Here is a 20,260-nt window from a genome sequence, read left to right on the forward strand (position 1 = left end):
TGTGAAGATGTAAACCGCCCGACCCTCACCGAACTCCCACATCAACCAATGCGCTTGCCCTGCCCCAGCAACGGCGAGTGCGCCGGCAGGTGAATACGCAACGCCCCAGACTTCGCTTCGAATCGCAATTGCTCTCCTCGCAGCGGCTCGCCATCCAGATTGATGTCCAGCCCCTCGGCGGACTTGAGTTCGACCCACGGCAAACGCGCCCGCACGAACATACTGTCCAGCCCCAGCCCGCCCTCCAGCAACCGCTTGAGCGTACCCACCACCTCCTGCGGCGCAGGCAGAATGCTGACGTCCAGCAGCCCGTCATCAGCCAGGGCATTCGGGCACAACGGATGCCCACCGCCCGCCTGGCGACCGTTGCCAATGCCTAGCGCCAGCAACTCCCCCTGCCAGTGGAAATCCGGGCCGTTCAACTCCCCATAGGCTGATTTCAACTCGCTGAAACGCGACAACCCGGTAAACAGATACGCCGCGCCCCCCAGCACCTTTTTCAGATCCTCCGAGGTGTTGGCCGTCACCTGGCTGCCAAAACCACCGGTGGCCATATTCAGGAACATATGCCCATCGACGGTGCCCATATCGACCGTGCGTGCGGGGATGTCAAGCAAGTCGAGCGCCGGACCGATTTCCAGCGGAACACCCGCCGAGCGGGCAAAATCATTGGCCGTCCCCAACGGCAGAATCGCCAGGCTTGCTTCGGAGCCTGCCTGGGCCAGTGCCTCGGCGATGTCACGCAAGGAGCCATCACCGCCACCGGCGATGATCTGCGTATGCCCTGCTGCCAGTGCCTCCTTGACCAGGCGCTGGGCGTCGCCGCCTTCCCAGGTCAAGCGCACGTCAAGCTCCCAACCGTGTTTGCGCTTGCGCTCCACGGCAGCCCGGACGTCTTCGTTGAGCGCCTGTTTGCCATGAAGAATCAGTAAAGCCCTGCGCTGCGCCATAGTCCCTTCCTCTGTTGGTGCGATTCATTGCGTCAGATGTTGACCTTCGCCTGAGAGGAAAAAGCCCTGCCGTCGGCATTTTTTTTGCCAGCAGCCTGCAAGGCCAGTGCAATTTCGTCGCGAAGCCCTGCCCCTGCCATGACACGGGCTGTTTCATGAGCTTTACTGCCCGATACCCTCGTTCGAGGGTTTGCCGGCCGGCATCAGCACGTCATCCCGTAAAATTTCTGAGAAAAACAGGTTTTTTTCTTACCAGCGGGATTGAAATAAGGGCGCGGAGAGCGCTTAATCGACAAATAATTGGCTAAAACAGGAAGCACCCGCAGAAAAGTCATTAAATTGACTTTTACTGAGAAAGCGCTGAGCAAATTGGCCAATCATGGATTCATGGATCGAAGATGTGAGGACGTTTCATGCCACTGCAGCCGGTCGACAGTCTATCGCTGACGCACACAAGCCTTGAGTACATCGAAAACGGTTCCCGCAGATTCGATCTCTACACTCTCCTGCGCACTGTTTCTGCAGTGCCGTTCTCTCGCGAGGCTTACTGATGGGCACCCTGATTCCCTGCATTATCGCCGGCGGTGCCGGCACCCGGCTGTGGCCAGTCTCCCGTGAAGCCATGCCCAAACCGTTCATGCGCCTGCCGGATGGCGAAAGCCTGCTGCAGAAGACCTTCAACCGAGCCAGCAGTCTGGTCGGGGTTGAAAGCGTCCTGACGGTGACCAACCGCGAAGTGTATTTCCGCACCGTGGATGACTACCGGTTGCTGAACAAGCACAAGGTCCATCTGGATTTCATTCTCGAACCCTTCGGACGCAACACCGCACCGGCCATCGCCGCCGCCGCGCTGCATGTGCAGGCTCTGCATGGTGACGATGCGCAGTTGCTGATCCTGCCGGCTGACCATCTGATTCACGACGTCGAGGCGTTCGCCGCTGCGGTCCAGGATGCGCAGAAGCTGGCCGACGAAGGCTGGATGGTGACCTTCGGGCTGATCCCGACCCGCGCTGAAACCGGCTTCGGGTATATCGAAAAGGGTCAGGCACTGAGCGGCAAGGCCTACCAGGTGGCGCGCTTCGTCGAGAAGCCCGATGCCGCCACGGCAGGGGAATACCTCAAGGGCGGCCTGCACCTGTGGAACGCCGGCATGTTCTGCATGCGGGTGGATGTGGTGCTGCGCGAGCTTGAGTTCCATGCCCCGGACGTGCTCACAGCCGTGCGCCATTGCCTGTCCCAGTGCAACAGCAAACAGGGCAGCAACGAGCTGCAGATGGAGCTGGACGCGGCGACCTTCGCGCTGGCACCGGACATTTCCATCGACTACGCCCTCATGGAACGCTCGCAGAAAGTGGCGGTGGTGCCTTGCGAACTGGGCTGGAGCGACATCGGCTCCTGGCAGGCGATCCGCGAACTGGCGCCGGCCGACGAAAACGGCAACCAGTTCAACGGCCAGGTGGTGCTGCACGACGTCACCAACTGCTACATCGACTCCAAGAAACGTCTGGTCGGCGGCGTCGGCCTGGACAACCTGGTCATCATCGACACGCCGGATGCGCTGCTGATCGCCGATGCCGCGCGCACCCAGGAGGTGAAAGTCCTGGCTCAGGAACTCAAGCGCCAGGGTCACCCGGCTTACCTGCTGCACAACACCGTGACCCGGCCATGGGGCACGTACACGGTGCTTGAAGAAGGCAAGCGCTTCAAGATCAAGCGCATCGTGGTCAAGCCCCAGGGTTCGCTGTCTCTGCAGATGCACCACCACCGCAGCGAGCACTGGATCGTGGTCAGCGGCATGGCCAGGGTGACCAATGGTGAGCGCGAATTCATGCTCGACACCAACGAGTCGACGTTCATCAAGCCCGGCCACACCCATCGACTGGTGAACCCTGGCGTGATCGACCTGGTGATGATCGAGGTGCAGAGCGGCGAATACCTCGGAGAAGATGACATCGTGCGGTTCACCGACATCTACGGCCGGGTGCCGGACGCGCCGAAAGTCTGACCCGCATGCGCCAACCGGCAGCCGCGTCCCCTCGCGGCTGCCTCTGTTTTCAGCCACACGAGGCACCACTGCCCTACACCGCTTGACCCGCGCCATATTGGACTTGGCAGTGCAGCCGACATGATTGTCTTACCCGCAAGGGAGTCGTATTCATGCATGACAGGAGTTCCGGACCAATGAAACACGCACGCTCGACCTGCGTGAACGCACTTGGCCTCTGTCTGCTGGTTCTGGCAAGTGCCACGGCGCAGGCCGAAACCCTTCTCAAAGCCCAACGTTCGATCACCTGGAAGGATTTCCTGGGGGTCAACGTGCAGTTTCATGAATTCCCCCAGGACATCTATCAGAAGCAGATGACTCGCCTGGATGACCTCGGGCTGAACTGGGTACGCTGGGGGCTGCGCTGGCCCATGCTCGAACCCGTGCAGGGCCAGTACAACCTGGCGGATCTGGATGCCGCCATGGCCGCAGCCCTGCCGCACCACCTCAATACCGTGGCGTATCTGGCAGGGTCCGCGCCCTTCGACAGCACCGCGCCCCAAGGCGCGAGCAACACCGACCAGTACCCGCCGCGCGACAACAGCCTGTTCGCCGAACGCATGACGGCCCTGGCCCAGCACTACCCGCAGGTCAGCCACTGGCAGGTGTGGAACGAGCCGAACATTGCCTGGTTGCCCCAGGCTGATCCGGCCGCCTACTACGAACTCCTTACCACCACCGCAAAGGCGATCCGCAGCGCCTTGCCGGGCAAACCCGTGGTCACCGCCGGTGTCGCCTATTACGGGCAGATACGCGGCTCGACCAGCTACATGCTGCAGTCGATGGTGGATCAGGGCCTGGCGGGCCAGAACATCATTGCCGCCTACCATCCCTATTCCGACTACCCCGAAGGCGACTCGCCCGGCGACCGGGACTTCCTCAAGCGTGCCAAAGGGCTGAACAGAACCCTGCACGAAGCCGGTATCAAAGAGGTCTGGGCCACCGAATGGGGCTGGTCGAGTTACACCGGGCCCTCGGAGTTGCAGCCGGTGATAGGCCCCGAGGGTCAGGCCGACTACACCCTGCGCAGGCTGGCGCTGATGAGCACCCAGGACTACCAGCGCATCTTCCTGTTCAACCTCAGTGACCTGGACCAACGCGCCAGTGCGCGGGAACGCAGCTACGGGCTGCTGGACCTGAACGCCGAACCCAAGCCGGTGTACAACGCCTTGAAAAACTTCCTTCAAGTCACCGGCCCCACCCTCGCGCCTGCCGACCTGCCGCCTCCGCTGGCCGTGCCGGAAGACCTCTATGCCATCGCCTGGAATCGTCCGGACGGCTCGCACCTGTTGATGGCCTGGAGCGCGAGCAGCGCCCACATGGTCTTTCCGGGCATCAAGAAAGCCGACCTCTACGACCCGCTGAGCGGCAATCACACCCCGTTGGCCGACGCCCGGGGAATCGACGTGGCGTTGAGCCCTTCCCTGCAAATCCTCGCCTGGAGCCGCTAGTCATGCGCATCCTGTGGACGCTGCCCTACCTGCCCTGGCCCACCACCAGCGGCAGCAAGACCCGGCAGTTTCATCTGTTGCGCAGCCTGGCGGCGCGAGGGCACCGCATTACCTTGCTGGTGCATTCGAACACCGAGCTGGACGACGCCACCGATGCAGCCCTTGCGCCCTGGCTTGAGCGCCTGATCGTGATCCCACGGCGACCGCTGCGCAGCCTGCGTTCGCTGTTGACCATGGCCTTCGCCGCGCCGCCTCTGCTGGCCAGCGCCAACGGTTACTCCGACTCACTGGAGCAGCAATTCGAAGCCCTGCTGCAAGAGCCGTGGGACGTGATTCAGGTCGAGCACAGCTACAGCTTCCAGCCCTTCGAGGCACCGCTGCGGCGCTCGGGCAAGCCGTTCATCATGACCGAGCACAACATCGAGTCAGGCATGGGCGCCGCTGGCTATCGCCTGTTCCCGGACTGGGCAGGCCCCTTTACCCGCTTCGACCAATGGCGCTACCGGCAGTGGGAAAAACGCGTATTCGCCCAGACCCAGGCGCTGATCGCAGTGACCGAGGACGACGCCAAGAGCCTGACCCGCCTGACGGCCCGCGCCACCAGCGTGGTGGTCAACGGCGTAGACTGCAGTTACTTCGCCAGGGTCAGCCCGGATCGCTACAGCCGCCGCCTGCTGTTCATCGGCGACTATGACTACAGTCCCAACCTGGATGCCGTGCAATGGGCGCTGGATCACATCATGCCCCGTGTCTGGGCGCTGGACCCCATGGTGCGACTGACCATCGGCGGCCACGGGCTGCCGGAGGACTGGCCCGAGCGCTGGCCTGACCCGCGAATCGACTGGCCGGGCTTCGTGCCTGACCTGCGCTCGGTGCAGAAGGAGGCGGCGCTGTTTTTCGCTCCGCTGCGCGATGTCGGCGGCTCCAGCGTCAAACTGCTCGAGGCGATGGCCGCCGGACTTGCCGTGGTGACCACCGCGCAGGGGTGCTCGGGACTGAAAGTCGAGAACGGCGTCCATTACCTGAGCTGCGAGGATGCCCATGGCCTTGCCCGGTTACTGGTGGACGCCGTCGAGCAACCGGCACGGCTGGCGAAGATCGGCGAGGCCGGGCGTGCCTATGTGCGCCAGCACCACGACTGGTCGGTGTCTGCCGCGCAACTGGAAGCTATCTATGCCCGGGTTCATCAAAAGGAGGATGCCCCCGTCCTGGCGTAGCAACGGACGCCGCGCCGACGCCTACAATCCCTTGCCCCCGTACCGCGCCTCGTGGGTGTCACACGCCTGCTTCAACGTCTGTCGCAGCCAGCGGTGAGCCGGGTCCTTGTCGAAGCGCGGGTGCCAGGCCTGGATCACACTCACCGGTTCAAGCTCCAGCGGGATCACCAGGGGCAGCATCCGCAAGCCCAACTGGCGCATGCCCCAGAGCACAGGCTCCGGCAGGGCCAGGATCATGTCGGAGCCTGCGGTGGAGAAGATCGCCGAGTGGAAATTCGGCGTGATGAAAGAGACCCGCCGCGACAACCCCAAGGTTTCGAGCGCATCGTCGATCGGCCCTCGCGCGCGCCCCCGGCGGGACACGCTGACGTGGTCGAAAGCGGCAAAGCGTTCCGGGGTCAGCGGCCCGTCGAAGATCGGATGTCCCTCGCGGACAAGGCCGACGAACCCGGTGGTGAACAGGTGCTGCATCTTGATTTCGGGGCCGAAATTTCTGCGCGACGTGACGTGCAGGTCGATCCGGCCTTCACGCAATGCATCGTCGTCGCCCTCGCCCTCCGGCACGAAACGCACCGTGGCCAGCGGTGCCTGCTGACGGGTGCTTTCCACCAGCCGCCCGCCGAAACCGCCGAAGAACACGTCGTTGGAGCGCACGTTGAACAGACGCTGGGAGGTGCTCATGTCCACTTCGTCTCGGGCCTGGAACAGCTCGGTGGCCTGGTTGACCAGGCCGCGTACCTGCGCCTGCATCGCCAGCGCCCGGGGCGTGGGCACCAATCCCCTTCCCGCCCGCACCAGCACCGGATCGCCCAGGGCCTCGCGCACCCGCGCCAGCGTGCGGCTCATCGCCGCCGGGCTCAAGTGCATGCGCCGGGCGGCGCCGACCACGCTGCCCTCCTCGAGCAAGGCATCGAGGGCGATCAACAGGTTCATGTCGGGCATGGGCATTGAAGGTATTCCAGTGTCAGAGCAAGCAAAGTGTAAACCCGTAGCAGCACGGCTTGCCGGCGGGGCGATTTCAAGGACGCCGTCGCGGGCAAGCGCGCTTCTACAAACCTCATCCCGTAGCAGCACGGCTTGCCGGCGGGGGCGATTTCAAGGACGCCGTCGCGGGCAAGCGCGCTCCTACAAGGGCATCAGATCAACCCGCGTGCGCGCCACTCGGCGCGCTGCTGCGCGTCGATGCCCAGCCCTTCGAGCACCTCGTCGGTGTGCTGGCCCAGGGTCGGGGCCGGGCGGATGACACCGCCGGGCGTGGTGCCGAGCTTGGGCACGATGCCAGGCAAGGTGACCGGCGTGCCGTCGTCCAACTGGCTGTCGAGCAGCATGTCCCGGGCCTTGTAATGAGGATCGCTGGCGATGTCCGCCGCGTCGTAGATCTTGCCGGCGGGAATTCTCGCCGCAGTCAGTTTGGCAAGCACATCATCCAGATCGAGACTGGCCGCCCAGGCGCCGATAGCGGCATCGATCAACTCGACCTGCCTGACCCGCCCATCGTTGTGAGCCAGCGCCGGATCGGCAGCCAGGTCAGGGCGTTCGATCAGCGTCATCAGGCGCTGATAGATGCTGTCGCCATTGCCCGCGATCAACGCGTAGCGGCCATCCCGGCAGCGATAGGCGTTGGACGGCGCGATACCCGGCAAGCTGCTGCCCGCAGGCTCGCGCACGGCGCCGAACACCGAGTATTCCGGGATCAGGCTCTCCATCATGTTGAACACCGACTCGTACAGCGCGACGTCGATCTCCTGGCCCTCGCCGCCGTTCTGATCGCGATGACGCAAGGCCAGCAGCACGCCGATCACCCCATGCAGCGCCGACAGTGAGTCGCCGATGGACACCCCAACCCGCACCGGCGTGCGCCCTGGCTCACCGGACAGATGACGCAACCCGCCCATGGCCTCGCCCACCACGCCGAACCCCGGGCGATCACGGTATGGCCCGGTCTGGCCGTAACCCGACACATGCAGCACCACCAGTTTCGGATTCAGGGCATGCAGTTCCTTCCAGCCCAGCCCCCAGCCTTCAAGGGTGCCAGGGCGGAAGTTTTCCACCAGTACGTCGGCCTCGGCCAGCAGCTTGCGCACCACGTCCTGGCCTTCCGGCTCGCGCAGATCCAGAGTCACCGAACGCTTGTTGCGCGACGACACCGCCCACCAGACGGAGGTCCCCTCGTGCAGCAGGCGCCACTTGCGCAACGGGTCGCCGGTTCCCGGCGGTTCGACCTTGATCACATCGGCGCCGAACTCACCAAGAATCTTGGCTGCGAAAGGCCCGGCGATCAGTTGCCCCAACTCGATGACCCGAATCCCTTGCAAAGGCTTTTGCATGACATGCCCTTTGTTCTGCGTGAAAAGTGAGGGCAATTGTCTGCTTTGAAGGGCGTTGTGAAAACGGCTAATTTCGCGCGACGGTCTTCAACGGCTCAAACCCGCCGCCCAGTGACTTGTACAACCCCACCAGCGCCAGAGCCTGGGCCGTGCCGCTATCCACCCGTTGCTCCTGGCTGCTGAGCAAGGCGCGCTGCACGGTCAGCACGTTGAGAAAATCCACGGCGCCAGCCTTGTACTGCTCGCGGGCAGTCTGCAAGGCGATGCGGTTCTGTTCCACGGCATCGTTCAACCGCGACTGCTGCACCTGGCTTGCGTTGTACAGGCTCATGCTGTCGTCGATTTCCTGCCAGGCGCGCAGCACGGTCTTCTGATAATTCAGCGCCGCTTCCTGCTCCTGGGCCTCGCGCAGATGCAGCATGCCGCGCAGGCGCCCGCCTTCGAAGATCGGCACGCTCAATTGCGGACCGATACCGAATTGCCGCGAGCCCCAACTGCCGAAATCCGACAGTTGCATGGCCTGAAAACCGACATTGCCCGACAGCACGATCCGCGGATAGAAGTCGCCTTCGGCCACACCAACGCTGGCAGCGGCCACATGCATGCGCGCCTCGGCCTGACGGATATCGGGACGGCGTTGCGCCAGCTCCGAAGGCAGGCCGACAGGAATCACCTCAGGCAACGGCGCCCTGTCACCAGGCCGGATCAGCTCCTCTTGAAGCGTGCGTGGCGTCTGCGCCAACATCAGGCTCAAGGCGTTCATCAGTTGCGCCTGGCGCTGCTCAAGGACCGGAATGCGCGCCGCGACGGTCGCCACCTGAGCGGAGGCCTGGGCCACGTCCAGATGGGTCGCGACCCCGCTGGCCAGCCGCACGTTGGACAGCTCAAGGCTGTTGCGCGCCAGCTCGAGGTTTTCCCGGGTCACGGCCAGGGTCTCCTGCACGCCGCGCAGTTGCAGGTAGTCCTGCGCGGTTTCAGCCTGGACGGCCAACAGCACCCCTCGGCGATCGCTGTCGGCGACCGCGACGGTCGCATCCGCCGCCTCCACCTCGCGCTTGACCCGGCCCCACAGATCCACTTCCCAGGAGGCGTCCAGGCCGCCGTCCCACAGGCTGAAAGCCGTCTTGCCGCTCTTGCCCGAAGGATCGCTCAAGCCCTCGGCGCTGTTACGGGCGCGCTGATAACCCAGGCCACCCGACACGCTGGGCAGTTGTTCACCGGCCACCACCTGCCGCGCGGTGCGGCTCTGCTCCAGTCGGGCACCGGCGATTTTCAGATCAAGGTTGGTTCGAGTCGCCCGGTCGATCAACGTAGCCAACAGCGGATCGTTGAAAACCTCCCACCAGCGCTCGCTGATCTGAACCGGCTGGGGTTTGCTTGCGCCCTGCTCGCCCTGGATCGGCAGCCAGTCCACCTGCACATCGGCCTTGGGTTGCAGGAAGTCATGACCGACCTGACAGGCTGACAAGCTCAGGACCATGGCCACCAGTCCCAGCCACCGACGACCTTGGGGGTAGTCCGTTGTGGGAGCGAGCTTGCTCGCGAAGAGGCCGGTACATCCGGCCCAGATCTGTTGCCTGTCGCCCAGCATTCGCGAGCAAGCTCGCTCCCACAGGTTCGAAGTTGGCTGTCTGTTGTTCATCGGGCGCCCACCTCTTGTGCGCCCGTGCTGCGGGTATCGACAGTGGCGTACACCGACATCCCCACCCGTAACCGCGCCAGCAGCGGTTGCCCCGGATCGAGCACGATCTTGACCGGTAGGCGCTGCACGACCTTGGTGAAATTGCCGGTGGCGTTGTCCGGCTTGATCGCCGCGAAGGTCACGCCGGTGGCGGGGGCGATGCTTTCCACATGCCCTTTGAGTGCCTCACCGGAGAAGGTATCGACCCGCACATCAGCCGCCTGCCCCGGCGTCACCTGGGTGAGCTGGGTTTCCTGAAAGTTCGCCACCACGTAGACCTGATCCAGCGGCACCACCGACAGCAACCGTGCGCCGGGTGTCACGTAGTTGCCGATCCGCACGGCACGCTCGCCGACCATGCCGTCAACCGGTGCGACGATGCGCGTATAGGACAACTGCAACCGCGCCTGATCGCGGGCGGCCTGGGCGCGCTTGAGCCCGGCTTCGGCAGCGTGTTGCTGCGCGGTGAAGACGTCTACCTGCTTGCGGTCTGCGGCCAGAGACGCGATGGCGCTGTTCTGCCGTGCACGGGCAGTGTCGATGCGATTGCGCGCCTGCTGCGCATTCTGCACCGTGCCTGCGCCCATGCCCGCCAAGTGGGCATAACGGTCCTGCTCCTGCTCGGCAAACGTCACCTCGGCCTTGCTCACTTCCACCGTGGCCTGAGACTGGGCGATCACCGAGGCCTGACGCTGCACCACCGCGCTTGCCTGTTCGTACTGCGCCTGGGCGGCCAACACTTCGGCCTCTGATGCGGCGAGCGCGGTCTGGAAGTCGCGGTCATCGATCACCGCCAGCAACTGCCCGGCCTTGACCTGCTGGTTGTCCTCCACCAGCACCTGGCTGATGAAACCCGCCACCTTGGGCGCGACGTTGGAATAGTCGGCGCTGACGTAGGCGTCATTGGTACTCTGCTGCCCGCGCTCGCCGGTGAAACCGTAGATGCCCAGCGCCGCCACAACGAGCACGGCGCCACACAAGGCCAGGGTCTGTTTCGAAGTGATGTTCATGAAGGTGCTCTCAAAAAAAAATCAGGCGGCGGCGCGCGGCGGGTAGACGCGGCTCGGCATCAGCGGGATCAGCAGGATCAGCGCGGCGGCGACCCAGCCCATACAGAAATAGAGGTCGATACTGGTCAAGGTGACCACCTGCTCATGGATGCGGTGGGCCAGTGACGCCGCCGAGTCCTGGCCGGCAAGCTCCGGCGAATTGCCCAGGCGGTCCACCAGCATGCTGGAGTGAAAGTGCTGCCGGGACCGGGTCAGGGCATCCAGCACGCCGGTGGCCAGGACCGACGCCAGGCCGCGAACGGTGTTGAACCACGCCGAGGCAAAGGGGCCGTCCGGTGGTGCGATGCCGCCCGTGGCCTGCATCAGCAGCGGCAGCACTGCCATGGGCTGCCCCAGCACTTGCAGCAGTTGCAGGCTGTAGAAATTGTCGCGAATCCACTCCGGGCTCATCTGCGTCGCGGCAAAGCAATACAGCGACAGCAGCACCAGTCCTGTGGTCAGCACCCAGCGGCAGTCGATCCAGCGGATGTTGCACAGCGCGGCCACCAGCGGCAGCACCAAGAGTTGCGGAATGGCCACCAACAGCATCATCGGCGCGGTTTGCAGCGCCCGATAGCCATGGACTTGCGCCAGGTACGAGGCAGGAATGGAACCGGTGGCCGTCAGCACCACCAGCACCCCGCCCAAGGTAATCAGCGCGTGGGACAGGTTGAGGTTGGAGAGCATCTGCAACTTGAAGAACGGCACCGGGGTGAACCATTCGTTGACCATGAACAGCACCAGCAGCACCAGCCCGCCGATCAGCAGAAAGGTGATCAGCCCGGATTCGAACCAGTCCAGGCGGTTGCCTTGCAACAGCCCCGTCACCAGCATGCAGATGGCCGGAGCGCCCAGCAGCACGCCGCGCCAGTTGAAACCTTTGAAGCGTTCCAGGCGAGCCGGGTCCTGGGGGATGCCGTGGGAAATAGCGATCATTGCCACCAGACACGGCGTGATGACCTGCCAGAATGTCCACTGCCAGTTGAAGTATTCGGTCCATAACGCTGCCAGCGGCGTGCCCAGGCTTGGCGCGAAAGTGGCTGTCAGCGCGTAGCCCGCCAGGCCATAGAGCTTGATGTCCGGCGGCAGGAAACGCAGGGCCACGGTCATCAGCATCGGCGGCAGGCAGCCTGCGGCCAGGCCTTGCAGTGCGCGCAACAGCAGCAGGCTCTGGTAGTCGGGGGCCAGCGGACAGAGCAGCGCCAGCACCACGAAGGCGGCGATGGCGCCCAATGTGAAACGGCGCAGTGACAAGGTGACCGCAAACCAAGGCGCGAAGGCCGTGGCCGTGAGCGACGTGGCGGAATACAGTGAGGTAATCCAGCTGCCTTCATCGAAGCCGATGAACATCGCACCGCGGATGTCGGAGAGCGCAACGCGAGTGACACCTTCGTTGATGCCTGCGACCAGCACCGCAACCAGCACGCCTACCAGCCCGATGATGGTCTGCACACCGAATGCAGCGGGCGCAACCGCGGCCTTGAGCGGTGCAATGGGGGCAGCGGCCGTCACGACAAGGCCCGCTGGCAGGCGTCCGACACGCGAAAGGATGAGTCAGCGAGCATGTAGAAACTCCGGGAACAGGTTCATTCCCGGTAGTTTAAAAAGCCCTGGCATGAAGAAAAATTTACATTTGGGCAGTGTATGAGTGCGTCAGACGCACGAATCGATCCCGACTGTTGTGCAAAGGGGCATCACCGACGAAGCTGCTCACTGTCCCAGAACCGCTTGTACAGCCCCAGCCGACGCTTCAATGGTCGGGACAGGCGCGCCTCTTCCTTGCCCAGCTTGAACGCCAGCATCTTCAGGCCATTGCGCAGCAACGACGCGGGCCACAGGTAGAAACGACGCAGGCCGAGAAAGCCCAGCTCGGATTTCATGTAGCGCAGCGCCTCGACACCGGCACCGCCAAACCTTGCCTGAATCCACGACTCGCGCGCCTGGAACACGCCCATGTCGAAGTAGCGACGAAATTCTTCACGCACGCTGAAGTTGCGGGAATGGCGGCAGACCGCCGTGCCCTGATAAGCCACCTTCCAGTGGGAGAGCAGCATTTTTGCCGCCACGTACATGCCCTCGGACAGGATCACGTGCCTGGGGAATCCGCCCACGGCGCGCAAGGCATTGCACCGGTATGCGCCGAAGGCGTTGGACATGAACGGCACCCTGGCGCCCAGTTCGGCTACATCGGCCAGGCTCTTGGTGCGGGAAACAGGTGGGTAATTGAACCAGCGTGCGTGCTGCGACAGCACAGTGGCGTCCTGATGCGGCAATTGCCGCCCGCAGACTGCACCCACCAGTTGATCCTCGAAGGGTTCCAGCAGCAGCTCGACGGCGCGCGGGTCATCCAGCCAGGTGGTCTGCGCCAGATAGACCAGCACATCGTATTGAGGGTATTTCTCGGCCATCATCTGCCGGGTGGCGCCGTGGTTGAAATCGCCGGGGGCGATCTCGACCACCTGGCTGCAGCGCGAGCGCGCCAGCTCCAGCGTTCCATCGGTGGAGCCGGAATCGACGATCAGCGTGTCGAATTCGGCGGTCTGGGCCCACAGGGACGTGAGCAATCGCTCAAGTTCCCTGCGCCCGTTGCAGGTCGGAATGACGCAGGCCACACGCAAAGACTGCATAACAATACTCCGGGGCTGTCCGTGATGCCCACTTGTCATGACACTCTTTTGAGGGTAGTTCACGATCCATATTTTGGATCCAACCGCTCGTCAGCCCATCACTTCACTCAAAGGGATGAAATTGAGCAGGTCGCCTTCGGCCACGGTGGTGCCCTCGATGACCTCGATCAGGCCGTCGGCCCAGGCCGCACTGCGCAGCACCCCGGAGCTCTGATTGCGATAGGCGACCAGACGCCCCTGCTCCAGGCGCCCGCGCAGGTACTCACGGCGATTGCCTGGTTTGCCCCAGACGAAACCGGCAGGCACCTTGAATTGCAGCGGCGTGACCTGTTGCACCCCCAGCCGGCGCAGCAGATAGGGCCGGGCCAGCAGCGCGAAGGTCACCAGCGTCGACGCTGGGTTGCCCGGCAGGCCGATCACCGGCACGCCGCGAAAATGACCGAAGGTCAGGGGTTTGCCCGGCTTGATCGCCAGCTTCCACAGGGAAATTTCCCCTTCCTCGCGCAGGGCGTGACCGAGAAAGTCCGCCTCGCCTACCGAAACGCCGCCGGTGGACAGGATCAGGTCAACATCCCCCAAGGCGCCCAGTGCGGCGCGGGTTTTCTCAAGGTCATCCGGGAGAATACCGGCGTCCACCACTTCGCAGCCCAGGCGCTGGAGCCAACTGCACAGCAGCACGCGGTTGCTGTTGTAGATCTGCCCTGGCCCCAGCGCCTGGCCCGGCTCGATGAGTTCATCACCGGTGGACAGCACGGCGACGCGGGCGCGACGCTTGACCTGCAAATGGCCCAGCCCCAGCGTTGCGGCCAGGCCCAGTTCCACCGGGGTCATGACGGTGCCGGCGTCCAGCACCTTGTCGCCGACCGTGGTTTCCTGGCCCTTGGGCCGGATGTTCAGGTCCAGGCTCAGGGTTTCGAGGAAGCGCACCCGATCATCGGGCTGCACTTCGGCGTTCTCCTGCATCTCGACGCAGTCGGCGCCCTCGGGGACCGGCGCGCCGGTGAAGATTCGCGCGCAGGTGCCCGGCTGCAAGGGCAACGGCGCCTGGCCTGCGAAGATCCGCTGGCTGACCGGCAGCGGCTCGCCGGTCCAGTCGGCCACGCGCAGGGCGTAGCCGTCCATGGCGCTGTTGGGCCAGGGCGGCAGGTCCAGGGTGGAGACCAGGTCATCGGCCAGCACCCGACCCTGGGCATCGGCCAGGGCCACGGTTTCCCGTTCGTTGATCGGCGCCGCTTCGGCCAGGCTCATCAGGCGCGCCATGGCCTCTTCTACCGGAAGCAGGCCGCGCATTTCAGGCTTGCTCATCGATATCACCCACGGGTCGCGCAGGGTTCGGCCTTTTTCAGGTGCGGCACGAAGTTGCACGGGCGGAAACTGTTGTTCAACTGATCGGCCAGAATGCCGTCCCAACCAGTGCGTACCGCGTTGGTCGAACCCGGCAGGCAGCACACCAGCGTACCGTTGGCCAGCCCCGCCAGCGCCCGGGATTGAATGGTGGAAGTGCCAATGTCGGCCACGGAAATCTGCCGGAACAACTCGCCAAAGCCTTCGACCTGCTTGTCCAGCAGGCAGGCCACGGCCTCCGGCGTGCTGTCGCGGCCAGTGAAGCCGGTGCCACCGGTGATCAGCACCACCTGCACTTGATCGTCGGCAATCCAGGTGGCGACCTGGGCGCGGATCTTGTACAGGTCGTCCTTGAGCAGCACGCGTTCGATCAGCCCATGACCGGCGGCGGTCAGGCGGTCGACGAACATCTGCCCGGAGGTATCGTTTTCAAAGGTGCGGGTGTCGCTGACGGTGAGAACGGCAATGTTGAGCGGCACGAAAGGGGTGTCAGCCTTGGCTTTCATCGAGCAGGTCCGGTTGTAGAGGAAACAGAGCGGTGTTATATCACAGCACCCCTTTTTTCTCTGCCCGACCGCGCCGTTTCAGGAGCCCGCCATGACCGCCAGCACTGCCCTGCCCCCTTGCTCGATCCTGCTGCTGGCCGGTGGTCAGGGCCGGCGCATGGGCGGCCGGGACAAAGGCCTGCTGACCTGGCGCGGCGAGCCGTTGATTGCCCATCTGCAGCGTTTGGCCAGGCCGTTGACCGACGACCTGATCATTTCCTGCAACCGCAATCACGAGCAGTACGCAGCCTTCGCCGATCGCCTAGTGCAGGACGACGAAGAAGGTTTTCCCGGCCCCTATGCCGGCATTCGCGCAGGGCTGGCGGTGGCCCGGCATGGGTTCCTGCTGGTCATGCCATGCGACACGCCGATGCTGGACCTGCATCTGCTGCAAGGCCTGCGCGCCACAGCCGCCGCGCATCCCGGCAAGCCGGTGATGATTCGCCAGGGGGAACAGTGGGAGCCGCTGCTGTGCTGCATCCCAACCGCCCACGCCGAGGTGTTCGAACACCACTGGCAGGAAGGCCAGCGCAGCCCGCGCCGAACCATGGCCGAGCTGGGTGCGGTGGCGCTGCAATGCGCCGCCGATGACCCGCGGCTGGCCAACCTGAACACGCCCGAGCTGTTGACCGAGATCAAGCCTTGAACGAGCGTGCCATCTTTCATGGAACTTTGCCGTTAACCTCTGCGTCAGAAACCTTACTACACAAAGAATTACCCTCGGAGACACAGCAATGAAACAACGGACTATCCCCGCAGCCTTCCTGCTCGCACTTGGCCTGGCTTCCCTGGCCGGCTGCTCCTCGCCGACCGTGATCACGCTGAACGACGGCCGTGAAATCCAGGCCACGGACTCGCCAAAGTACGACGAAGAGTCCGGTTTCTATGAATTCAAACAACTCGACGGCAAGGAAACCCGGATCAACAAGGATCAGGTTCGTACCGTCAAAGAGCTGTGATGAAAGTTTGAGTAAAAAAAGACCCGCCTGATGGCGGGTTTTTTTTGCCTGCAGCGAGGAACGGTACCGGTTACCTCGTGGGAGCGGGCTCGCCCGCGAATGCGTCAGGCCTGACAACTCGACGGTAATTCATACGCCGCCTTCGCGGGCAAGCGCGCTCCTACAACGATCGCGCCGCCGACGCGGTCCGTAGCAGCACGGCTTGCCGGCGGGGGCGGCGTCAGGTCAGAGCAATTCCTTGAGCCGATACCACATCATTCCCAGCGCCAACAGCGGCGAGCGCAGCCGTTCGCCGCCGGGGAAGGTGCGGTGCGGCACGCGGGCGAACAGGTCGACTGCGCGGCTGTCGTTGTCGGCAATCGCCTGGGCCAGCACCCGCGCTGCAAAGTGAGTGACGTTGAGCCCGTGACCCGAATAGCCCTGGGCGTAATACACATTCGGTTTATTGGCCACCGAGCCGATCTGCGGGAAGCGATTGGCGCTGATGCCGATCATCCCGCCCCACTGAAAATCGATCCCCACGCCCTTGAGCTGCGGGAAGACCCGCTCCATCTTCGGCCGCATGTAATCGGCAATGTTCTTCGGATCACGCCCCGAGTAATTGCAGGCACCGCCGAACAGCAAGCGGTTGTCCGCTGACAGCCGGTAGTAATCCAGCGCGACACGCTGGTCACACAGGGCCATGTTCTGCGGAATCAGCGAGCGCGCCCGCGCCTCACCCAACGGCTCGGTGGCGATCACGTAGCTGCCCGCCGGCAGCAGCTTGCCGGTCAGCGCCGGTTCCAGTTTGTTGAGAAACGCGTCGCACGCCAGCACGATCCGGTTGGCAGTGACCTGGCCATGGTCGGTGAACACCTGAATCTGCGGTCCATGGACGATACGCTGCACGGGACTGGCCTCATGAATCACCGCGCCCATCTCTTCTGCCAGCCGCGCCTCGGCCAGGATCAGCTTGAGCGGGTGCAGGTGCCCCGAGCCCATGTCGATCAGGCCGCCCTGGTACACTGACGAACCGACCACCTGGGACAACGCCTCTTTCGCTACCAGCCGCACTTCATGGGGGTAGCCCTGGGCCGCCAGCGTCTGCTGTTCTTCCTGCAAGCCCTTGAAGTGCGCCGGGGTGTTGGCCAGGTCGCAATAGCCCCAGCGCATGTCGCAGTCGATGCCGTACTTCTGCACCCGCTGGCGCACGATATCGACCGACTCGAACCCGGCCTGTTCCAGGTAGTGCACGCCCTCCTTGCCCACCCAGCGCTCGACGCCACTGACATCGTGCCCCAGGCCGCGAATCAATTGTCCGCCGTTGCGTCCGCTGGCGCCCCAGCCGATGCGCTGGGCCTCCAGCAGCACCACCGACACACCCCGTTCAGCCAGTTCCAGCGCGGTGTTCACCCCGGTAAAACCGCCACCGATGACGCACACGTCGGCGCTGATGGCGCCGGTCAGCGGTGAGCGTTCAGGCGGCGTCCCAGCAGAAGCTGCGTAGTAGGAAGCGATGTGTGGCAGTGCAACGGACATGGGTTTTCCTTAACGGTTGGATTTGATGTCGGACCATTTGCGCGTCATCAGGCGCAGGGTCGCGGGGCTCAATTCCGAAGAGATGTAAAAGCGGCTCATGACTTCCGGCGATGGGTAGATCGACGGGTTCTCGGTGATCTCGGTGCCCATCAGGGCATTGGACGCAGGGTTGGGGTTAGCATACCCGACTGTCTCGCTGACTTTGGCGATCACCTGCGGATCGAGCAGGTAATTGATGAACGCCAGCGCTTCTTTTGGATGCTCGGCGTCCTTGGGGATCGCCAGCATGTCGAACCAGACGTTGGCGCCTTCCTTGGGAATCGAATAGGCGACGTTCACGCCGTTGTTGGCCTCGATGGCGCGGTTCTTCGCCTGCAACACGTCGCCTGAGTACCCGAAGGCCACGCAGATGTCGCCGTTGGCCAGGTCCGACACCCATTTGGAGGAATGGAAATAGGTCACGTAGGGGCGCACGGCCTTGAGCTTCGCCGCAGCGCGCTCGTAGTCCTTGGCCGACTCGCTGCGCGGATCCATGCCCATGTAGTTGAGTACGGCGGGAAAGACTTCGTCGGGGGAATCCATGAACGACACGCCGCATTTCTGCAGTTTCTTCATGTTCTCGGGCTCGAACAGCACCGCCCAGGAATCGATGGTGTCGACACCCAGTGCCGCCTTGACCTTGTCGACGTTGTAGCCGATGCCGTTGGTGCCCCACAGGTACGGCACGGCGTACTGGTTGCCGGGGTCGTTGGCCTCCAGTTGCTTCATCAGCTGCGGATCCAGGTTCTTGCGATTGGGGAGCTGGCTCAGGTCCAGTTTCTGAAAGGCCCCGGCCTTGATCTGCCGCCCCAGGAAATGGTTGGAAGGCACCACCACGTCGTACCCCGACCGGCCCGTGAGCATCTTGCCCTCCAGGGTTTCGTTGGAGTCGAACACGTCGTAGGTCGGCTGGATCCCGGTGGCCTGCTGGAAGTCCGCCAGGGTGGTCGGGCCGATGTAGTCGGACCAGTTGTAAATCTTCACGGTGTTGCCTTCAGCGTGCGCCGTTGCGACCGCGCCAGCCAGAACGGCCGGCACGAACAGCGTGGAAACGATCAACTTCATGGTGCCCCCAACGTCAATGAACAAGACGGTTGCGCTTACACACTCATCATCAGGAACTGGCGTTCCCAGGAGCTTATGACGCGCTTGTAGTTTTCATGTTCGGCGCGTTTGACCGCGACGTAGCCCTGCACGAACTTGTCCCCCAGCACTCGGCGCAGGGCGGCGCTGCCTTCCATGCGTTCCAGTGCATCCTCGATGGTCAGCGGCAGGCGCAGGCTGCGCCGCTCGTAGCCACGGCCCTGCACCGGCGCGCTCGGGTCGCAGCCTTCGATCATGCCCATGTAGCCGCACAACAGGCTCGCGGCGATGGCCAGGTACGGGTTGGCGTCGGCGCCTGGCAGGCGGTTCTCGACGCGCCGCGCCTGGGGATCGGACCCCGGTACGCGCAGGCCGACGGTGCGGTTTTCTTCGCCCCACTCCACGTTGACCGGCGCCGAGGTGTCCGGCAGAAAGCGCCGGAACGAGTTGGCGTTGGGCGCGAACAGCGGCAGCACTTCCGGGATGTAGCGTTGCAGGCCACCGATGTGTTGCAGGAACAGCTTGCTGGCCTCGCCCTCCTCGGTGCTGAACACGCTGCGCCCGGTGTGGATGTCGACCACGCTCTGGTGGATGTGCATGGCGCTGCCCGGCTCGTCGGTTATCGGCTTGGCCATGAAGGTCGCCGCCACGTTGTGCTTGAGCGCCGCCTCACGCATGGTGCGTTTGAATACGGTGATCTGGTCCGCCAGGTCCAGCGCGTCGCCATGGCGGAAGTTGATTTCCATCTGCGCCGGGCCGTCTTCGTGGATCAGCGTATCGAGGTCCAGGCCTTGGGCCTCGCACCAGTCGTAGACGTCTTCGAACAGCGGATCGAACTCGTTGGCCGCCTCGATGGAGAACGACTGACGACCGCTTTCAGGCCGACCCGAGCGCCCGGTCGGCACTTGCAGCGGCAGGTCGGGGTCTTCGCAGCGCTGGGTCAGGTAGAACTCCATTTCCGGCGCCACCACCGGCCGCCAGCCCTGCTCGGCGTAGAGTTGCAGCACTTTTTTCAGCACGTTGCGCGGCGACAGTTCGATGGGGTTGCCGTAGCGGTCGAAGGTATCGTGGATGACCATCGCCGTGGGCTCCAGCGCCCAGGGCAAAACGTACACCGCCTGCGGATCGGGGCGGCAACTCATGTCGATGTCGGCAGGGTCCAGCAGGCTGTAGTAGATATCGTCGTCGACGTAATCGCCGGTCACGGTCTGCAACAACACGCTCTCGGGCAGGCGCATCCCGTGCTCGTTGAGAAACTTGTTGGTGGGCAGGATCTTGCCCCGGGCAATGCCGGTCAGGTCGCTGACCACGCATTCGACTTCGGTGATGCCGTAACTTCTCAACCACTCGGCGAGTGGATCTTTCACGCTGCTGTCCATGGGGCCTCTGGCTGTCGGGACGGGTCGTGGCGCTGCGCACTGGGGTC

The 20,260-nt window shown here is 63.8% G+C and carries 17 protein-coding genes; 5 read left to right on the forward strand and 12 right to left on the reverse strand.

Features of this window, described 5'->3' with window-relative positions; translation table 11 throughout:
• Window positions 1-41: 41 nt before the first annotated feature.
• Window positions 42-950: a lipid kinase YegS gene (gene yegS, locus ACIPO9_RS06970; RefSeq protein WP_400779613.1), complete on the reverse strand. Its 909-nt coding sequence runs from the start codon at window positions 948-950 to the stop codon at window positions 42-44.
• Window positions 951-1,500: 550 nt separating this feature from the next.
• On the opposite strand from yegS, the gene ACIPO9_RS06975 reads away from it, so the two are divergent.
• The 3 genes from ACIPO9_RS06975 (at window position 1,501) to ACIPO9_RS06985 (ending at window position 5,662) form a co-directional block, all read left to right on the forward strand.
• Window positions 1,501-2,955, forward strand: coding sequence for a mannose-1-phosphate guanylyltransferase/mannose-6-phosphate isomerase (locus ACIPO9_RS06975; RefSeq protein ID WP_274133452.1), 1,455 nt, complete (start codon window positions 1,501-1,503; stop codon window positions 2,953-2,955).
• A gap of 176 nt (window positions 2,956-3,131) precedes the next feature.
• Window positions 3,132-4,445 (forward strand): cellulase family glycosylhydrolase, encoded by a 1,314-nt coding sequence (locus ACIPO9_RS06980; RefSeq protein WP_400779615.1) that lies wholly within the window; start codon window positions 3,132-3,134, stop codon window positions 4,443-4,445.
• A 2-nt stretch (window positions 4,446-4,447) separates the two neighbouring features.
• Window positions 4,448-5,662, forward strand: coding sequence for a glycosyltransferase family 4 protein (locus ACIPO9_RS06985; protein ID WP_274133450.1), 1,215 nt, complete (start codon window positions 4,448-4,450; stop codon window positions 5,660-5,662).
• A gap of 21 nt (window positions 5,663-5,683) precedes the next feature.
• On the opposite strand, the gene ACIPO9_RS06990 is transcribed toward ACIPO9_RS06985, so the two are convergent.
• From ACIPO9_RS06990 to moaB, 8 genes are all read right to left on the reverse strand, one after another.
• A complete protein-coding gene (locus tag ACIPO9_RS06990; RefSeq protein ID WP_400779617.1) occupies window positions 5,684-6,610 on the reverse strand; it encodes a LysR family transcriptional regulator in 927 nt (308 codons plus the stop codon).
• Between the two features lie 188 nt (window positions 6,611-6,798).
• Window positions 6,799-7,989 carry a CaiB/BaiF CoA transferase family protein gene (locus tag ACIPO9_RS06995; protein WP_400779619.1) on the reverse strand — a complete coding sequence of 397 codons (1,191 nt, stop codon included), beginning with the start codon at window positions 7,987-7,989 and terminating at the stop codon, window positions 6,799-6,801.
• A gap of 67 nt (window positions 7,990-8,056) precedes the next feature.
• Window positions 8,057-9,469: an efflux transporter outer membrane subunit gene (locus ACIPO9_RS07000; RefSeq protein WP_400779621.1), complete on the reverse strand. Its 1,413-nt coding sequence runs from the start codon at window positions 9,467-9,469 to the stop codon at window positions 8,057-8,059.
• 158 nt (window positions 9,470-9,627) lie between these two features.
• Window positions 9,628-10,680 carry an HlyD family secretion protein gene (locus ACIPO9_RS07005; RefSeq protein ID WP_400779623.1) on the reverse strand — a complete coding sequence of 351 codons (1,053 nt, stop codon included), beginning with the start codon at window positions 10,678-10,680 and terminating at the stop codon, window positions 9,628-9,630.
• Window positions 10,681-10,701: 21 nt separating this feature from the next.
• The gene (locus tag ACIPO9_RS07010; protein WP_400779625.1) at window positions 10,702-12,231 is read right to left on the reverse strand and encodes an MFS transporter; all 1,530 of its coding nucleotides are present in this window, start codon (window positions 12,229-12,231) and stop codon (window positions 10,702-10,704) included.
• Window positions 12,232-12,413: 182 nt separating this feature from the next.
• Window positions 12,414-13,346: a glycosyltransferase family 2 protein gene (locus ACIPO9_RS07015; RefSeq protein WP_400779627.1), complete on the reverse strand. Its 933-nt coding sequence runs from the start codon at window positions 13,344-13,346 to the stop codon at window positions 12,414-12,416.
• A 90-nt stretch (window positions 13,347-13,436) separates the two neighbouring features.
• Window positions 13,437-14,651 carry a gephyrin-like molybdotransferase Glp gene (gene glp / locus ACIPO9_RS07020; RefSeq protein ID WP_400779629.1) on the reverse strand — a complete coding sequence of 405 codons (1,215 nt, stop codon included), beginning with the start codon at window positions 14,649-14,651 and terminating at the stop codon, window positions 13,437-13,439.
• Window positions 14,652-14,656: 5 nt separating this feature from the next.
• On the reverse strand, window positions 14,657-15,196 hold the full coding sequence (gene moaB / locus ACIPO9_RS07025; RefSeq protein WP_274133443.1) for a molybdenum cofactor biosynthesis protein B: 540 nt from the start codon (window positions 15,194-15,196) through the stop codon (window positions 14,657-14,659).
• Window positions 15,197-15,287: 91 nt separating this feature from the next.
• Here moaB and mobA point away from each other — a divergent pair, with 91 nt between their 5' ends.
• Both mobA and ACIPO9_RS07035 read left to right on the forward strand, forming a co-directional pair.
• Window positions 15,288-15,881, forward strand: a complete 594-nt coding sequence (mobA, locus tag ACIPO9_RS07030; protein WP_400779631.1) for a molybdenum cofactor guanylyltransferase MobA — start codon at window positions 15,288-15,290, stop codon at window positions 15,879-15,881.
• An 88-nt stretch (window positions 15,882-15,969) separates the two neighbouring features.
• Complete coding sequence (locus tag ACIPO9_RS07035; protein WP_274133441.1) at window positions 15,970-16,194, forward strand: YgdI/YgdR family lipoprotein; 225 nt, start codon at window positions 15,970-15,972, stop codon at window positions 16,192-16,194.
• 225 nt (window positions 16,195-16,419) lie between these two features.
• On the opposite strand, the gene ACIPO9_RS07040 is transcribed toward ACIPO9_RS07035, so the two are convergent.
• The 3 genes from ACIPO9_RS07040 to ACIPO9_RS07050 are packed head-to-tail and all read right to left on the reverse strand — an operon-like array spanning window position 16,420 to window position 20,213.
• Complete coding sequence (locus tag ACIPO9_RS07040) at window positions 16,420-17,712, reverse strand: NAD(P)/FAD-dependent oxidoreductase (RefSeq protein WP_400779633.1); 1,293 nt, start codon at window positions 17,710-17,712, stop codon at window positions 16,420-16,422.
• A gap of 9 nt (window positions 17,713-17,721) precedes the next feature.
• Window positions 17,722-18,816 (reverse strand): polyamine ABC transporter substrate-binding protein, encoded by a 1,095-nt coding sequence (locus ACIPO9_RS07045; RefSeq protein ID WP_400779635.1) that lies wholly within the window; start codon window positions 18,814-18,816, stop codon window positions 17,722-17,724.
• Window positions 18,817-18,851: 35 nt separating this feature from the next.
• Window positions 18,852-20,213, reverse strand: a complete 1,362-nt coding sequence (locus ACIPO9_RS07050; protein ID WP_400606407.1) for a glutamine synthetase family protein — start codon at window positions 20,211-20,213, stop codon at window positions 18,852-18,854.
• Window positions 20,214-20,260: the final 47 nt, after the last annotated feature.

This window comes from Pseudomonas sp. NPDC090203 (genome assembly GCF_044746765.1).
In the GTDB taxonomy this organism is placed as follows: domain Bacteria; phylum Pseudomonadota; class Gammaproteobacteria; order Pseudomonadales; family Pseudomonadaceae; genus Aquipseudomonas; species Aquipseudomonas putida_AD.

Bases quoted from the DNA above. Each gene is read 5' to 3' on its own strand.
- yegS (WP_400779613.1), bottom strand. From the start codon at position 950: ATGGCGCAGCGCAGGGCTTTACTGATTCTTCATGGCAAACAGGCGCTC.
- ACIPO9_RS06975 (WP_274133452.1), top strand. From the start codon at position 1,501: ATGGGCACCCTGATTCCCTGCATTATCGCCGGCGGTGCCGGCACCCGG.
- ACIPO9_RS06980 (WP_400779615.1), top strand. From the start codon at position 3,132: ATGAAACACGCACGCTCGACCTGCGTGAACGCACTTGGCCTCTGTCTG.
- ACIPO9_RS06985 (WP_274133450.1), top strand. From the start codon at position 4,448: ATGCGCATCCTGTGGACGCTGCCCTACCTGCCCTGGCCCACCACCAGC.
- ACIPO9_RS06990 (WP_400779617.1), bottom strand. From the start codon at position 6,610: ATGCCCATGCCCGACATGAACCTGTTGATCGCCCTCGATGCCTTGCTC.
- ACIPO9_RS06995 (WP_400779619.1), bottom strand. From the start codon at position 7,989: ATGCAAAAGCCTTTGCAAGGGATTCGGGTCATCGAGTTGGGGCAACTG.
- ACIPO9_RS07000 (WP_400779621.1), bottom strand. From the start codon at position 9,469: ATGGTCCTGAGCTTGTCAGCCTGTCAGGTCGGTCATGACTTCCTGCAA.
- ACIPO9_RS07005 (WP_400779623.1), bottom strand. From the start codon at position 10,680: ATGAACATCACTTCGAAACAGACCCTGGCCTTGTGTGGCGCCGTGCTC.
- ACIPO9_RS07015 (WP_400779627.1), bottom strand. From the start codon at position 13,346: ATGCAGTCTTTGCGTGTGGCCTGCGTCATTCCGACCTGCAACGGGCGC.
- glp (WP_400779629.1), bottom strand. From the start codon at position 14,651: ATGAGCAAGCCTGAAATGCGCGGCCTGCTTCCGGTAGAAGAGGCCATG.
- moaB (WP_274133443.1), bottom strand. From the start codon at position 15,196: ATGAAAGCCAAGGCTGACACCCCTTTCGTGCCGCTCAACATTGCCGTT.
- mobA (WP_400779631.1), top strand. From the start codon at position 15,288: ATGACCGCCAGCACTGCCCTGCCCCCTTGCTCGATCCTGCTGCTGGCC.
- ACIPO9_RS07035 (WP_274133441.1), top strand. From the start codon at position 15,970: ATGAAACAACGGACTATCCCCGCAGCCTTCCTGCTCGCACTTGGCCTG.
- ACIPO9_RS07040 (WP_400779633.1), bottom strand. From the start codon at position 17,712: ATGTCCGTTGCACTGCCACACATCGCTTCCTACTACGCAGCTTCTGCT.
- ACIPO9_RS07045 (WP_400779635.1), bottom strand. From the start codon at position 18,816: ATGAAGTTGATCGTTTCCACGCTGTTCGTGCCGGCCGTTCTGGCTGGC.
- ACIPO9_RS07050 (WP_400606407.1), bottom strand. From the start codon at position 20,213: ATGGACAGCAGCGTGAAAGATCCACTCGCCGAGTGGTTGAGAAGTTAC.